9 protein-coding genes are annotated in these 14,522 nt (G+C 68.7%); 5 read left to right on the top strand and 4 right to left on the bottom strand.

Annotation, left to right across the window (positions count from 1 at the left end):
• Positions 1-24: 24 nt before the first annotated feature.
• Complete coding sequence (locus tag GGR66_RS15425; protein WP_184448877.1) at positions 25-1,767, bottom strand: ShlB/FhaC/HecB family hemolysin secretion/activation protein; 1,743 nt, start codon at positions 1,765-1,767, stop codon at positions 25-27.
• A gap of 239 nt (positions 1,768-2,006) precedes the next feature.
• On the opposite strand from GGR66_RS15425, the gene GGR66_RS15420 reads away from it, so the two are divergent.
• The 3 genes from GGR66_RS15420 to pyrF all read left to right on the top strand — a co-directional run bounded on the left by GGR66_RS15420 (position 2,007) and on the right by pyrF (position 4,370).
• Positions 2,007-2,630, top strand: coding sequence for a hypothetical protein (locus GGR66_RS15420; RefSeq protein ID WP_184448876.1), 624 nt, complete (start codon positions 2,007-2,009; stop codon positions 2,628-2,630).
• A gap of 85 nt (positions 2,631-2,715) precedes the next feature.
• The gene (locus GGR66_RS15415) at positions 2,716-3,627 is read left to right on the top strand and encodes a 5'-nucleotidase, lipoprotein e(P4) family (protein ID WP_184448875.1); all 912 of its coding nucleotides are present in this window, start codon (positions 2,716-2,718) and stop codon (positions 3,625-3,627) included.
• Entirely contained in the window at positions 3,624-4,370 is a 747-nt protein-coding gene (gene pyrF, locus GGR66_RS15410) for an orotidine-5'-phosphate decarboxylase (RefSeq protein WP_184448874.1), read from the top strand. Before GGR66_RS15415 ends, pyrF begins: the two co-directional genes overlap by 4 nt.
• A 168-nt stretch (positions 4,371-4,538) precedes the next feature.
• Here the strand turns inward: pyrF and GGR66_RS15405 are convergent, their stop codons facing one another.
• From GGR66_RS15405 to GGR66_RS15395, 3 genes are all read right to left on the bottom strand, one after another.
• On the bottom strand, positions 4,539-6,056 hold the full coding sequence (locus GGR66_RS15405; protein ID WP_184448873.1) for a tryptophan halogenase family protein: 1,518 nt from the start codon (positions 6,054-6,056) through the stop codon (positions 4,539-4,541).
• A 118-nt stretch (positions 6,057-6,174) separates the two neighbouring features.
• Entirely contained in the window at positions 6,175-9,204 is a 3,030-nt protein-coding gene (locus GGR66_RS15400; RefSeq protein ID WP_184448872.1) for a TonB-dependent receptor, read from the bottom strand.
• A 91-nt stretch (positions 9,205-9,295) separates the two neighbouring features.
• A complete protein-coding gene (locus GGR66_RS15395; RefSeq protein ID WP_184448871.1) occupies positions 9,296-10,357 on the bottom strand; it encodes a LacI family DNA-binding transcriptional regulator in 1,062 nt (353 codons plus the stop codon).
• Between the two features lie 551 nt (positions 10,358-10,908).
• On the opposite strand from GGR66_RS15395, the gene GGR66_RS15390 reads away from it, so the two are divergent.
• Both GGR66_RS15390 and plsB read left to right on the top strand, forming a co-directional pair.
• Entirely contained in the window at positions 10,909-11,847 is a 939-nt protein-coding gene (locus GGR66_RS15390; protein WP_184448870.1) for a hypothetical protein, read from the top strand.
• Entirely contained in the window at positions 11,847-14,513 is a 2,667-nt protein-coding gene (gene plsB / locus GGR66_RS15385) for a glycerol-3-phosphate 1-O-acyltransferase PlsB (RefSeq protein WP_184448869.1), read from the top strand. Before GGR66_RS15390 ends, plsB begins: the two co-directional genes overlap by 1 nt.
• The last annotated feature ends 9 nt before the right edge of the window (positions 14,514-14,522 follow it).

The raw sequence follows: 14,522 nt of genomic DNA, 5'->3' as shown, positions 1-14,522 counted from the left end.
TGCCGCCAATTGGCGGCAGTGATGTCAGAACTGGTAGATCAGGCGCACGCCATAGGCCGGCTGCGCGCTGTGGAAGTCGCGCGGCGCGTGCAGGTCCCAGCCGGCGAAGCCATCCCAGCTGAGCCCGCCGCGCGCACCGCGCATGCCGACGAAGCCGCCGACCAGGCTGCGCCCGGCCTGCGCCGACGCGCTCGGCCCGGCGATGCGGCCGGCATCCACGCCCAGGTATGGGGTGATGCCCAGGCGTTGCACCGGCAGGTTGAGGGTGTTGCGCCAGTACGCGCCGCGTTCGGCGCCCAGGGTGCGTTCGCCATCGAAGCCGCGCACGCTGTAGCGCCCGCCCAGAGTGATGAATTCCGAGCCCAGCAGCAGCTGCGGTGAGGTCTGCGCATGCAGGCTGCTGTCCCAGCTCAGCGCCACCGGGCCCAGCGCGAACGGCAGGCCGGCGCTGACGTCGAGCGTGGTGACGCCGTAGCGGTAGCCGGGGAAGCCCACCGCCGGGTCGTAGCCGGTCCACTGTCCGTCGAACCACGGGGTGCCGCGGCGGTGACCCAGGCGCGTGTCCAGCTGCAGCTTGCCCAGGTAGTGGCGATGGCTGAGGTAGAACTCGGCGCTGGTGGTGTGGCGGCGCTGGATGCCGATCTCCACCCCATCCAGGTAGCTGCGCGCTGCCCGCTTGGCCACCACCACGCCGAGCGTGGTCTTGCTGGTGCCGGTGCGGTGGATCACCCGCTGCAGATCCAGTTGCGCGCTGTTCGAACTGCCGCTGGACTGGAAGCTCTGGCGGAAGCCGTCCACCTGCTGGTGGTAGCGGTAGGACGACAGCGACAGCGAGGCCGTCCACCAGCCCCACGGCACGCTATAGGACAGGCTGTTGCCGCGCGTGCCGCGGGCGGCGCCGTCGTCGACGAGGTCGTGGTTGTAGCCGATCGAGAGCAGGTCGTTGATGCCCAGCGGCGCATCCAGGGCGAAGTCGATGCCGCCCTGGTAGCGGCCGGTCGCCTGTACGCCCGAGTCGTCGGCGTTGAGCACCGCGCGCCAGCGCTTGCTGCGCTGCACGGTGATCAGCAGGTCCGACTCGCCCGGCTGCTCGCCCGGGGCGATGTCGATCTTGGCGTCCTGCGACGGCACCCGCTTGAACTGCTCCACGCCCTGTTCGATCGCGCGCAGGTCGAGCACGTCGCCCGGACGCAGCGGCAGCGCCCCGCGCCAGAACACGCGGCCGTCCGCCGACTGCACGCGCACCTGGCGCAGGCGCCCGGGCAGCAGTTCGAAGCGCAGCTCACCGCTGGACAGGTCCTGCGCGGGCACGCCGAGGCGGGTGGTGACGAAGCCGCGCGCGACCAGTTGGTCCAGCGCGCGGCGGCGGATCAGGTCGATGCCGGCCGTGCCGATGCAGCGGCCCTCGTAGCGGCGCAGCGACTGCCACAGCCAGGAAAAACGTGCCGCGTCGGGGCCGCCGCCACCGAGGCGGATGCGCCGGATCGGAAAGCACAGCGCTTCGGTCGGCAAGGCGGTGCTGCGCATGTCTGCCGGCGCTTCGGCCTCGCGCGGACCCACGAACGGCGCCTGCCGGTCCTGTTCCTGCTGCCGCTGCACCTGCTCGGCCTGGCGCAACTGTTCCTGGCGGTCGAGCGTGGTGGGTTCCTGCGCGTGCGCCGACCGCGCAGCCGCCAGCGCGCACACGGCCAGTACGACGAGAGAAGCTCCTTTTCTCCAACTATCCACTGCAACGTCCCCTGTGACGCTTCCGGAGGTTGCCTGCATACGCAGGCGCGATCGCGCTGCAGCGCGCGAGGCGCCGCATCTTGCGGTTTTCCGTACGGAGAAGTGTGGTGCAAACCACAGCGCTGCGGCATCCGGACGCTCCTGACGTGCTGTCAGGAAATTCCCTGCAAAACAGGCGCTTGCGTGAATTGCATCACTTCCACAAAGGATGCGCGTCACAACTGGTGCGCCATCCGCCGCGACTGCCACACTCGCGGCTCAAACCTCGAAGGCCTCGCATGCTGCCGCTCACCCTCCTGCTGGCCCTGGCCTCGCCTGCCGCCCTCGGCGCCGCACCGGCCCACACCGCCGCAGCGCCAACGCCGACGGAATGCCCCGCTGCGCCGGGCGCCCTGAGCGATGCCGACGTCTGCGATCCACGCCGCGGCATGCTGCAACTGGCCTATCGTGCCGGTCGCGTCGTGCTGCAGGTGCCGGGACGCGCGCCGACCGTGCTGGAGACCATCCCGCGCGCCTACGCACCGGAACGGATCGGCACCGAGCACGCCATCCGCCTGTTGCCGACCCGGTTGCAGCCGTATCTGGCGCGCGACCGCCTGCTGTACCTGTCCGTGCGCCGTTCCTCGCCCGGGGACGGACACGGCTACTGCGGCGCCGGTGCGGAGATGGCGCTGACCGTGGTCGGCCTGCACGGCACGCCCACGATCCTGGCACGCGTGCCGGTGTCCAGTTGCCTGGACAACATCGATCTGGACGCGCCCGACCTCGATGACCTGACGCCCTACACCGTGCGCGATGGCCGCCTGCGCATCCGCTTCAGCACCTATGCCGGCCACGACAGCGCCCCCCCCGTCGAAGCGGTGCTCGCCCCGGATCTGCGCGCACTGACGTTCGTGCCCTGAGCGTGGCGGCCCGCCTGCGTTGCGCCGCACCTGTCATCGCAACCGGCTAAAATCCGCGGTTCATTTGCCTAGGTTCCTGCGCCCGATGACTCCGATCGCCCGCACCGCACTGGCCTGCGCCGTGCTCGCCCTGTCCGCCTGCAAGCCGCAGACGCAGGTCGCCGACCCGGCCGTCAAGCCGGCCACAACTGCATCCGCTGACGCGTCTGCCGCCGCGCCGGGCGCCGCCGACGACAACCTCAACGCGGTGCTGTGGATGCAGCGCTCGGCCGAGTACCAGGCCCTGGCCGAGCAGACCTATCGCGCTGCCGCCGACCGCCTGGATGCAGCGCTGAAGGAGCCAAACTGGGACGCGCTGGTGCCGGAGGAGCGCGGCAACGCTGCCGCCGGGCTGAAGCCGGCGGTGGTGATGGACGTGGACGAAACCGTGCTGGACAACTCGCCGTACCAGGCGCGGCTGATCCGCAACGGCAAGGAATACGACGAAGTCAGCTGGGACCAGTGGGTGGCCGAGAAGAAGGCCAAGCCGATTCCGGGCGTGGTCGATTTCGCCAAGGCCGCCGACGCCAAGGGCATCACCGTGCTGTACGTGACCAACCGCGCCGTGCACCTGACCGACGCGACCCTGGCCAACCTTCGCAGCGCCGGCCTGCCGGTGGCCGACAACAGCGTGCTGCTTGGCCTGGGCACGGTGGTCAAGGATTGCGAGCAGAACGGCTCGGAGAAGAACTGCCGGCGCAAGCTGGTCGGCCAGCAGTACCGCGTGCTGATGCAGTTCGGCGACCAGCTCGGCGATTTCGCCCAGGTGGTGTCCAATACCCCGGAAGGCCGCGCGCAGCTGCTGCAGCAGTACCACGACTGGTTCGGCGAGCGCTGGTGGATGCTGCCCAACCCCAGCTACGGTTCCTGGGAGCCGGCGCTGTTCAACAACGACTTCACCCAGTCGCGGGCGGCGCGCCACCAGGCCAAGGTGCAGGCGCTGGAGCTGGCGCAGTGAGCCGTGCGCCGCTGCCGCTGGCGCCGCACGAGCGCCTGATCTTCGCCCTCGACGTGCCCGGGCGCAGCGAGGCGCTGGAGTGGATCGAGCGGCTCGGCGATGCGGTGGCGTTCTACAAGATCGGCATGGAACTGCTGGCCTCGGGCGAGTACTTCGACGTGCTGGACACGCTGGCCGGACGCGGCAAGCGCGTGTTCGTGGACCTGAAGTTCTTCGACATCCCGGCCACCGTGGGCGGGGTGATCCGGCGACTGTCGCAGTGGCCGGTGGACTACTGCACCATCCACGGCTGGCACCCGCCGATGATGCAGGCCGCGGCCGAGGCCAACGGCAGCGACATGCGCCTGCTGGCGGTGACCGTGCTGACCTCGATGGGCCGCGCCGACCTGGCGTCGATGGGCATCGACCGCGCGCCGGAAGACGTGGTGGTGGAACGCGCGCTGGCCGCGCAGGCCGAGGGCATCGACGGCGTGATCGCCTCGGGCCAGGAAGCGGCGCCGATCCGCCGCGCCACCGGCGCCGGTTTCTCCATCGTCTGCCCGGGCATCCGCCCCGGCGGCCCGGTCGGCGACGACCAGCAGCGCACGGTGGGCGTGGCCCAGGCCTTTGCCGACGGCGCCGATGCGATCGTGGTCGGCCGGCCGATTCGCCAGGCCAGCGACCCGCGCGCCGCGGCGGAGGCCATCCAGCGGGAGATTGCGGCGACGCTGGCCAGCAACACCGATTTCAAATCAATAACTTAGATGACGAATCCTAAAGTATTGCTTTAGCTTCGGCATGCCGGTAGCATGCCCAGCGTCCGGCTCTGCCGGAGATGTGCCATACCGTTCTCCGGCTTCGGTCGGATTTGAAGAGGCCCGCGCCTGGTGCGCGTGGCCTCTTTTTTTGTGCCCGCGTGGCGTGGGCGGTGCTTACGGAGCCTTGGCCGCGCAGTAGCGGTCGATGAAGGCCTGATGCGGTGGCATCGCGTCGGCGCAATGGCCAATGGTCTGCTCGACGCTGGCCATGAAGCGCTCCAGGTCGGCCTGCGGGACCTGGTCCACCAGCGGATGATAGGCGCGCGGCAGGATGCCCTGCCCGACCATCACCTGCACCCAGCTGATCTCGGCGAACATCTCATCGCCGTTGCGGTAGAAGCGGCCACTGTCGCGGAACAGGTCCAGCGTCTCCTGCAGCTCCGGGGTGATCGGCATGCTGCGGCAGTGCCGCCAGAACGCGCTGTCGTCGCGCTCGGTGGCGTGGTAGTGCAGCAGCAGGAAGTCGCGGATGCGGTCGAACTCGAAGGCGATACGCTCGTTGTAGCGCCGCACCAGCACCGGGCTGATGCCTTCGCGCGGGAACAGTTCCAGCAGCTTGGAGATGCCGGACTGGATCAGGTGGATGCTGGTCGATTCCAGCGGCTCCATGAAGCCGCTGGCCAGGCCCAGCGCGATCACGTTGCGGTTCCACACCTGCTTGCGGCGGCCGGTGACGAAGCGCAGCGGTCGCGGATCGGCCAGGGCCGGGCCGTCGAGGTTGGCCAGCAGCGTGGCCGCGGCCTCGTCGTCGCTGATGTGTGCGCTGCAATAGACGTAGCCGTTGCCGGTGCGGTGCTGCAGCGGGATGCGCCACTGCCAGCCCGCCGCGCGCGCGGTGGCGCGGGTGTAGGGCGTGGGCGGGCCGACCTTGGCGCAGGGCACCGCCAGCGCGCGGTCGCAGGGCAGCCAATGGCTGAAATCGTGGTAGCCGGTGTGCAGCGCCTGCTCGATCAGCAGGCCGCGGAAGCCGGAGCAATCGATGAACAGGTCGCCGGCGATCGCCTCGCCCGAGGCCAGGCGCACCGCGCTCACGTCGCCCGATTCCGGATGCAGCTGCACTTCCTCGACGATGCCCTCGCGCCGGGTCACCCCGCGCTGTTCGGCGTAGCGGCGCAGGAAGTCCGCATACAGCGCCGCGTCGAAATGGTAGGCGTAGGCGATGTTGGCCAACGGCGAATTCGGCGGCACGTCGGTGGCCGAGGTCATGAACCGGTCGCGCTTGGCGGCGACGGTGTTGAGCGTGTAGGTGCCGAGCGGCCTGGCCTTGCCGGCAAGCGCCTGCTTGAACCAGTACTGCTGGAACGACAGCAGCCCGAGCGGATGCCCGATCTCGGTGCCGAAGCCGTGCACGTAGGAGGTACCCGGGCGCTGCCAGTCGGCGAACTCGATGCCGAGCTTGAAGCTGCCCTGGGTGTGGCGCACGAACTCGGCCTCGTTGATGCCGAGCAGGTTGTTGAAGGCCTTGATGTGCGGCACGGTGGCCTCGCCGACGCCGACGATGCCGATCTGCTCGGATTCGATCAAGGTGATGCGGTAGTCCGGACCCAGCACACGCGCCAGCGCGGCAGCGGCCATCCAGCCGGCGGTACCGCCGCCGACGATGACCAGGTTGCGAAGAGGGGCGGCGATCATGCGTGCGTGGTCCTGTACCGAAGAAAGGGGCGACCGCAAACGCGGACGGGGCCACGTGGCCCCGTCCGTTGAAACCCCACGCGCGCCGGTCGGGCACGCGCGTGGGTCATGCCGTGGATCAGAACTTGGCGCCGATCTCGAAGGTCACGGTGCGCGGCACGTACATGATGTCGCCGGTCTTGTTGATGCTGATGTTCGGATCGTACCGGCCATTGCTGCCGAAGTCGTTGTAGACGTACGTGTTGTAGTTCTTGAAGTTGAAGGCGTTGAGCAGGTTCACGCGCGCCGACAGCTTGAAGTCCTTGTACACGGTGAAGTCCTTCGACGCCTGGAAGTCGACCGTGCGATAGCCCCAGATCTTGCCGCCGACCAGGAACTTGCCATTGCCCGGCGGAATCGCCGCGACCTGCTGGCAGGTCGCACCATCGGGATCGGTCTTGCCATAGCACGCGATGGTGTTGATCGGCTCCGGGGTCGCCAGCACCACCTTGGCACCGAAGGTCATGCCCCACGGGCCGTCGATCGAGCCGGAGGCGACGAAGCGGTGGCCCGCCACGGCGTCGGACTTCACGAACGGATAGTCGTGGATGGTGGCCTTGTCGAAGCCGAAGGGCTCGTCGATGTTGCGGTTCTGACGCGCGTTGGTATGGGTGTAGGACAAGGTCAGGCCCCAGCCCGATTCCTTGGTGTAGGGCTTCTCCGCCGACAGCAGCACCTGGGTGGTCCGCTGTTCCAGACCATTCATGCCGATGATGGTGTTCTTGTAGCCCGGCACCGGTTCGCCCCACGGCGCGCTGCCGTTCTGGAAGTACGCGCCGTTCGGGTAGCGGTTGATCAACGACATGGCGAAACCGTCGTAGCTCAGGTTGCGCTGCACGGTCACGTCGGTCAGCCAGTCGCCGACCTGGTTGCTGATGCCGATGCTGTACTGATCGCTGTACGGGGTCTTGAGGTGGTTGTTGAACATGAACAGCTCGCCGCTGCCGCTGACGCCCGCGATGGCATTGAGATTGTCCATGCCGTTGAGGTACTTCGTATCCCACGGCACGCACACGCGATCGCTGCGGTAGCACTGGCCGGTGGCGGGGTTCTGGAAGAACACCGCCACCGGCGACAGCGCTGCCTTGCTGGTTTCGTACGCCATCTGCTCGAACAGGTTGCGGTCGTAGGACCGCCCGGCACCACCATGCAGCACGGCAGACTGGTCACCGAAGAAGTCGTAAGAGAAGCCCAGGCGCGGCTGCCACGCATCCTTGAAGTTCTTGCGGTTGTGGCCGTTGCTGATGTAGTCGGCGGCGTTGACGCCGCTCGGCAACAGGCGGTTGGCCCAGGGCTGGCCCGGGTTGGCCGGATCGTCGGAATACAGCGCCTGCACAAACGCGGGCGAGGTGACGAAATCGGTGTAGGCCGGGTTGTCCTCATAATCCCAGCGCACGCCGATATTCAGCATCAGCTTGTCGTTGACCGCCCAGTCGTCCTGCAGGTAGATGCCGTACTGCTTGGCCTTGGTGGAGACGATCGCGCTCTGGCCCGGGGTGGCGTACGGCGAATAGAAGTCCACGCGATAGGGCGTGGAGGCCACACCGTTGGCGTCGACCGAGTAGCTGAACTGCGGGTTCAAGGACGCGGCGTCCTGCGCCGTCAGCTTGATGTCCTTGTAGTTCACGCCCATCTTGATGGTGTGGTCGCCGTGCCACTGGAAGCTGGTGAAGGTCAGGTCGTTCTGCAGCGACCAACCCTCTTGCTGACGCTTCTGCACGCTGGCGCCACCGGCCGGTCCGGTGGACAGGAAGTTGTACTCGCCGATGTTCGGATCGGTGTAATCCAGGTAGTTGTAGATGACGCCGTTGCCCGTGCTCATCGGCAAAGGATCGTTGCGGCCGTCCTCGCGGCTGACGATCAATTCGTTGTACCAGGCATCGGCGCTGTGCGCCCAACGCAGCGCAACACGCTTGTCCTTGTTGATCTTGTCCAGACCGTGATCGGTAGCGTTCTGCCCACCGACGTTGTCGGTCTGGGTTTCGTCGCGGACCTGCGCACTCAATTCAAAACGGTCGCGATCGGTCGGCTCGAAATCGATCTTGCCGAAGTACAGGTCTTCGGTGAACGGCAGGTTGGCCGCGCCGTACTGGCCGGACAGGTTCGCCGGCAGGAAACCGACATACGGCGCCGCCTTGGCATCGGGATAGATCGTGCGCGGCACGACGTTGTCCTTGCCTTCGTAGGCGAAGAAGAAGTGCATGCGGTCCTGCAGGATCGGGCCGCCGATCGCGAAGCCGTATTCCTTGGTCTGCGAGTCCACCTTCCTGCCGGTCGCTTCCTCCGCCGGGCTCTTGTCGCGCAGATCCTGGTCGGTATAGCGGTAGAACACCTCGCCGTGGAACTCATTGGTACCGGACTTGGTGGCCGCGGTGACCGCCGCGCCGCTCACCTGGCCGAACTCGGCCTTGTAGTTGGAGGTGATGACCTTGTACTCGCCGATCGCCAGCTGCGGGAACGGGTTGCCCTGGCTGTCGTTCTGGCCGGCGATGCCGCCCTTGGCCACGTAGCTCTTCTGGCTGACGCCGTCGATGTAGAGGTTGCCGGCGCTGCTGTTGGAGGCGCCACCGCGCAGCGTGGTGTGGCCCTGAGAATCGATCTGGAACACCATGCCCGGCACGGTGTCGGCGAACTCCAGGAAGTTGCGGGTGGCCTGCGGCAGCTGCTCGATCTGGTGCAGCGACACCACGTTGCCCACTTCCGAGGTCTTGACGTCCTTCAGCAACGGCGCGCTGACGGTGACGGTGTCCAGGGTGGTCGCGTTGCCGCCGGCGGCCGGGGTCGCGGCGTCGAGATCGACGGTGGACGAGGACGCCACCTGCAGGGTCACCGTCTTGGTGACGCCATTGGCCTCGACCTTGTAGGTGCCCGGCTGCAGGCCGACCACGGTATAGCTGCCATTGGCGGCGACCGGCGCGCGGCGCACCGAGCCGGTGGCGATGTTGGTGACGGTGACTTCGGTGCCGGCCTGGGCGGCGGCGACCTGACCGCGCAGGGTCGCGTTGCTGGACTGGGCCATCGCCGGCATCGTGGCGAACAGGCAGGTGGCCAGCGCGCAGCACAGCAGGCTGCGTGCGGGCAGGTTGGAAGCGGAACGCGGTTTCTTCATGACAAAAGCCCTCCCAGGGCGGTAAACGGGATCATTGTTGTGTTCTTCTAGGTGCAGCAAAAAAACGACATCGGTGCGGCATGCGTCGGTGTCAGTCCATGGCGGTCCCTCGCTGAGCACTGGAAGCACGAACGATGAGTTGCGGGGCGATCGCGCTGGCCGACGCTGCCGATGCCGCCGGAGCGGCATGCGGTTCCAGCGCGGCGAGCAGCAGTTGCATGGCGCGGGCGCCGAAGCCGGCGATGTCCACGCGCATGGTCGTCAGGGCCGGATGCACGTAACGTGCCATCGGCACGTCGTCGAAGCCGGCCAGGGCGATGTCCTCGGGCACGCGCAGCCCGGCATGGGTGAAGGCGAACAGGCAACCCAGCGCCATCATGTCGTTGGCGGCGAACACCACGTCCGGCCGCTGGCCCTGCAGCAGGGCTTCGCCGGCGCGGTAGCCGGAGGCCTCGTCGAAGGCGCCGGGCAGTACCAGGGGCGCCTCCTGCGGGCAGCGCTCGCGCAGTTCGTCGCGGTAGCCGCGCAGGCGCTCGCGCGCGTCGAAGTTGTCGTCCGGCCCGGCGATGAAGGCGATATGGCGATGACCCACGTCCAGCAGATGGCGGGTCATGGCGCGCGCGCCACCGTAGTTGTCGACGTTGAGCACCTGCGCCTCGCCGAGGCGCTCGGCGCAGTTCATCAGCACCGCCGGCAGCGTGCCGGGCAGCATGTCGGCCGGGTCCTCGGCATCGTTGGCCAGGTACGGCGACATGATCAGCAGCCCGTCGACGCGCCCGGGCATGCGCCGCACCGCCAGCCGCTGCTGCTCGGGTTCGCCGTGGTAGCTGGACACCAGCAGGTGCAGGCCGCGCTCTCGCGCCACCGTGTCGATGCCGCGGATCAGCTCGGAGAAGAACTCGCCGTGCAGGTCCGGCAGCACCACGCCGATGGTGTGGGTACGGCGGCTGCTCAGGCTGCGCGCGGCATGGTGCGGCACGTAGTGCAGGGTGCGCGCGGCTTCCAGCACCCGCGCGCGCACCGTTTCGGCCACGTGCTGATGGCCGTTCATCGTGCGCGACACGGTGGCGACCGACACGTTGGCCAGGCGCGCCACGTCCTTGATGGTGATGTTGGCGCGCGGATCCGGCGCCGGAACGGGGGGCGGGCTCACCAGCGTGCCTCCAGGGTCCGGTCGGACCTGCGCGTGGCGACGCGCAGGTGGGCAGACAGGCGCGGAGCGACGGACACGGTATGGGTGCCTCGCAGCGCACGGGACGAACGCGCCGCCCGCCATTGCGCACGTGGCGGCAAGCGGCGGTCCTGCGCCTGCGCTGGGGCCGTCATCGCAAGTCCGCACCGGACTGCAGACAACACCCAGCCGCAGCGGCGCGCGCCACCGTGACCGAGCACTCGGATGATCTCTGACGAATATCGCACTGGGTCCCCCGGCCAGCACCGCCTCAATCGAGGTGGGCGGACGTTAGCAGCAACTGCAAGCGGTTACATGATGCGTTGCAACATGTGCAATCCCCTGGCACATCGGGCGATCCGCCGACATGTCTGTCCCGGCAGTCCCAGGCCGGGTCATGAAATGTCCTGCCGCGACAGCCCCGCCCCCTGGATGCCTGCCGGGTCGCCTCCGCACTGCCGTACCGTCCGGCTTGCCGGAATCGCCCGCGCCCAGCAAGATGCGGGACGTTTTGGGGAACGAGCCCGTACCGTATGTCGTCCTGCCCGACCCGGGTCATCTCCTCGCGCGCGCTGTGCATCCTGCTGCTGGCGATGCTCGCCCTGGCCGCGGGCGGATGCAAGCGCACGCCCGCCGAACTGCCAGGCGCCAGCGCCGAGCCTGCCGCGGCGGTGCGCACGCTGGCGCACGCGCTGCAGCGCAACGATCTGCTCGGTTACGCCCAGGCCGCGGTGCCGCCGGCCCAGTACCAGCGCCTGCAGCAGGCCTGGAGCGAGGGCCGCAGCCGCTGGCCGCTGACCGAACTGCCGCTGGCCGAACGCCTGCCCGAGGTGCTCGACACGCTCGCCGCGCCGGACGCCGAGCGCCAGCTGCAACGTGCCTTCGATGCGCAGTTCGGCGGCCAGGCGGCGAGCCTGAAGCAGGCGGCGCACTCGCTGGGCCTGTTCGGCGTGCAGTTTCTGCGCAACCAGGGCCACTACACGCCCGAGCAGCGCGGCCACTACGTGCAGTTGGTGCAGGCGCTGAGCGCGTGGGCAGCGCGCGCGCCGCTGTCCGAGCGCAAGCGCGCCCAGGCGGCGATCGCCCGGCTGTGCGCCGCCGCGCGCCGCACCGGCGTGCGCAGCGATGCCGACCTGCGCCAGCTGGGCATGGACGAGAGCCTGCGCCGGCTGGGCCCGTTCCTGGCCGACCTCAAGGCGGTGCTGGCCGACTACGGCCTGGACCTGGACGCCAGCGCCGGTGCGCTGCGCACCGGCCTGGTGAACCAGCAGGGCGACCAGGCCGTGGTGCGCATCCAGTACCCGCTGGACGGCGAACAGATCGACACCACCGCGGTGCTGGTGCGCCGCGACGGGCACTGGTACCTGCGCGACACCCTGAGCGAGGCGGATGCAGTGCTGGCGGCCAGCGCCGGCACCGCCGACACGGCCACGGCACCCGCCGCCGACCCCGCCCCGCCGGCTAAGCGATAATGGCCCCGATGCCAGAACAAAACCCCCTTCCGTTCCCCGACGACGCCGCGGCTGCACGCGCGGCCGACGCGGCACGTGCGCCCGCCGACGCCTCCCCGGCCGACCCCGGCGCCTCCCCCGCTTCGACTGCCGCTGCCCTGCCGGTGGCGGCGACCGCCCCACGCCAGGCCAAGGGGCCGCTGTGGGCGCGCCTGCTCGGCCGCCTGGCCGACCCCTGGCTGGGGCTGAAGATCGAACCGGCCGAGCCCGGCCAGTACAACGACGGCCGCCCGGTGGTGTACGTGCTGGAGGACTACGGCCTGTCCAACGCGCTGATCCTGGACAAGGCCTGCCGCGAATCCGGCCTGCCCTCGCCGCTGGTGCCGCTGCCCGGCGATCCGCTGGGGCGCAAGCGCGCCTACCTGGCGCTGTCCCGGCGCAGCAGCAACCACGCGCTGCTGCCGGAGCAGCGCGGCGCCAAGACCCACTCCGATTCGCTGGCCAAGCTGCTGCAGGCGCACCGCGAGCGCCCGGACCTGGACATCCACCTGGTGCCGGTGTCGATCTTCGTCGGCCGCGCCCCGGACAAGCAGAGCGGCTGGTTCGCCGTGCTGTTCTCGGAAAACTGGGCGCTGGTGGGCAGCTTCCGACGCCTGCTCGGCGTGCTGCTCAACGGCCGCAGCACCATCGTGCGCTTCGCCCCGCCGGTGTCGATGCGGCAGACGGTGGAGGAAGGGCTGCCGCCCGAACGCACCGTGCGCAAACTGCAGCGCGTGTTGCGCACGCACTTCCGGCGCATCCGCGAGGCGGTGATCGGCCCCGACCTGTCGACCCGGCGCCTGCTGGTGGACCAGGTGCTGGCCGCCGAGCCGGTGCGCGAGGCGATCGCCTCGCAGGCCAAGCGCGACAACAGCAAGCCGGTGGACGCCTGGCGCAAGGCGCATGCCTATGCCTGGGAGATCGCCGCCGACTATTCCAGCCCGGTGGTGCGCTCGGCCAGCTTCCTGCTGACCCACGTGTGGAACCGCATCTACGCCGGCGTGCTGGTCCACCACCTGGACAAGCTCAAGGACGCCGCACCCGGGCACGAAGTGATCTACGTGCCCAGCCACCGCAGCCACATGGACTACCTGCTGCTGTCCTACCTGCTGTACGAACGCGGCATCGTGCCGCCGCACATCGTGGCCGGCATCAACCTCAACCTGCCGGTGGTCGGCACGCTGCTGCGCAAGGGCGGCGCGTTCTTCATCCGCCGCTCGATCAAGGGCAACGCGCTGTACTCGGCGGTGCTCAGCGAGTACGTGGCGCAGCTGGTGGCCGGCGGCTATTCGATCGAATACTTCGTCGAGGGCGGACGCTCGCGCACTGGCCGGCTGCTGCAGCCCAAGGGCGGCATGATCGCGATGACCCTGCGCGCGTTCCTGCGCCAGCCGCGCAAGCCGGTGCTGTTCCAGCCGATCTACGTCGGCTACGAGAAGCTGATGGAGGGCAACAGCTACCTCGACGAACTCAGCGGCCGGCCCAAGGAGAAGGAATCGATCTGGGCGCTGCTGTGGGGCATCCCCAAGGTGCTCAAGCAGAACTACGGCCAAGTGGTGGTGAACTTCGGCGAGCCGATCGCGCTGAGCCAGATGCTGGCGCAGCGCGCGCCGGAATGGGACGGCCACCCGCTGGGCGAGGACGAGAAGCCGGCCTGGTTGAACGGCACCGTCGATGCGCTGGCGCAGCAGATCCAGGTCCACATCAACGCCGCCGCCGACGTCAATCCGGTCAACCTGCTGGCGCTGGCGCTGCTGTCCACGCCCAAGCACGCCATGGGCGAGGCCGACCTGATCGCGCAGATCGAACTGTGCAAGAAGCTGCTGGCGGAACTGCCGTACTCGGACCGGGTCACGGTGACCCCGCACTCGCCCGAGCGCATCATCGCCCACGCCGAAGAGATCAACGTGCTCACCCGCACGCCGCATCCGCTGGGCGACGTGCTCAGCGTCAACGGCGACAACGCGGTGTTGCTGAGCTATTTCCGCAACAACGTGCTGCACCTGTTCACCGCCTCCTCGTGGGTGGCGTGCTGCTTCCAGAACAACCGCCGCATGAGCCGCGCCGGCCTGCTGCGGCTGGGCCGCACCGTGTACCCGTTCCTGCAGACGGAGCTGTTCCTCCCGTGGAGCGAGGACCAGTTCGCCGAGCGCATCGAACGCACCATCGAGGTGTTCGTGCGCGAGGGCCTGCTGCTGCAACTCAACGAGGACGACGGCAGCGTGCTGGCGCGCAACACCGGCCAGACCGACGAGGTGTTCCGCCTGCGCGCCATCGGCCATTCGTTGCAGCAGGCGTTCGAGCGCTATTACATCGCCATCTCGGTGCTGGTGAAGAACGGCCCGGGCAAGCTCGGCGCCGGCGAACTGGAGAGCCTGTGCCAGCAGGCCGCGCAACGCCTGAGCCTGCTGTACGCACCGGCCGCGCCGGAGTTCTTCGACAAGACCCTGTTCCGCGGCTTCATCCAGAAGCTGCGCGAGCTGAAGCTGGTGTGGCCGGACGAGAACAGCAAGCTGGTGTTCGACGAGCGGTTGGACGCGTGGGCCAAGGATGCGAAGTTCATTCTTGGCCGCGAGTTGCGCCACACCATCGAGCGGGTCAGCCCGGAAGCGGCCAAGGTGGAGGAGCCGCCGGTGCCGCAGGACTGAGGCGGCTGC

The organism is Xanthomonas sp. 3498 (assembly GCF_014199795.1).
GTDB lineage: Bacteria > Pseudomonadota > Gammaproteobacteria > Xanthomonadales > Xanthomonadaceae > Xanthomonas_A > Xanthomonas_A rydalmerensis.
The sequence above is the reverse complement of the archived record's forward strand: the minus strand, read 5'-3'. Positions and strand labels throughout refer to the sequence as shown.

Excerpts from the sequence above, each read along its gene's own strand:
- GGR66_RS15425 (WP_184448877.1), bottom strand. The coding sequence starts at position 1,767 with ATGCAGGCAACCTCCGGAAGCGTCACAGGGGACGTTGCAGTGGATAGT.
- GGR66_RS15420 (WP_184448876.1), top strand. The coding sequence starts at position 2,007 with ATGCTGCCGCTCACCCTCCTGCTGGCCCTGGCCTCGCCTGCCGCCCTC.
- GGR66_RS15415 (WP_184448875.1), top strand. The coding sequence starts at position 2,716 with ATGACTCCGATCGCCCGCACCGCACTGGCCTGCGCCGTGCTCGCCCTG.
- GGR66_RS15405 (WP_184448873.1), bottom strand. The coding sequence starts at position 6,056 with ATGATCGCCGCCCCTCTTCGCAACCTGGTCATCGTCGGCGGCGGTACC.
- GGR66_RS15400 (WP_184448872.1), bottom strand. The coding sequence starts at position 9,204 with ATGAAGAAACCGCGTTCCGCTTCCAACCTGCCCGCACGCAGCCTGCTG.
- GGR66_RS15390 (WP_184448870.1), top strand. The coding sequence starts at position 10,909 with ATGTCGTCCTGCCCGACCCGGGTCATCTCCTCGCGCGCGCTGTGCATC.
- plsB (WP_184448869.1), top strand. The coding sequence starts at position 11,847 with ATGGCCCCGATGCCAGAACAAAACCCCCTTCCGTTCCCCGACGACGCC.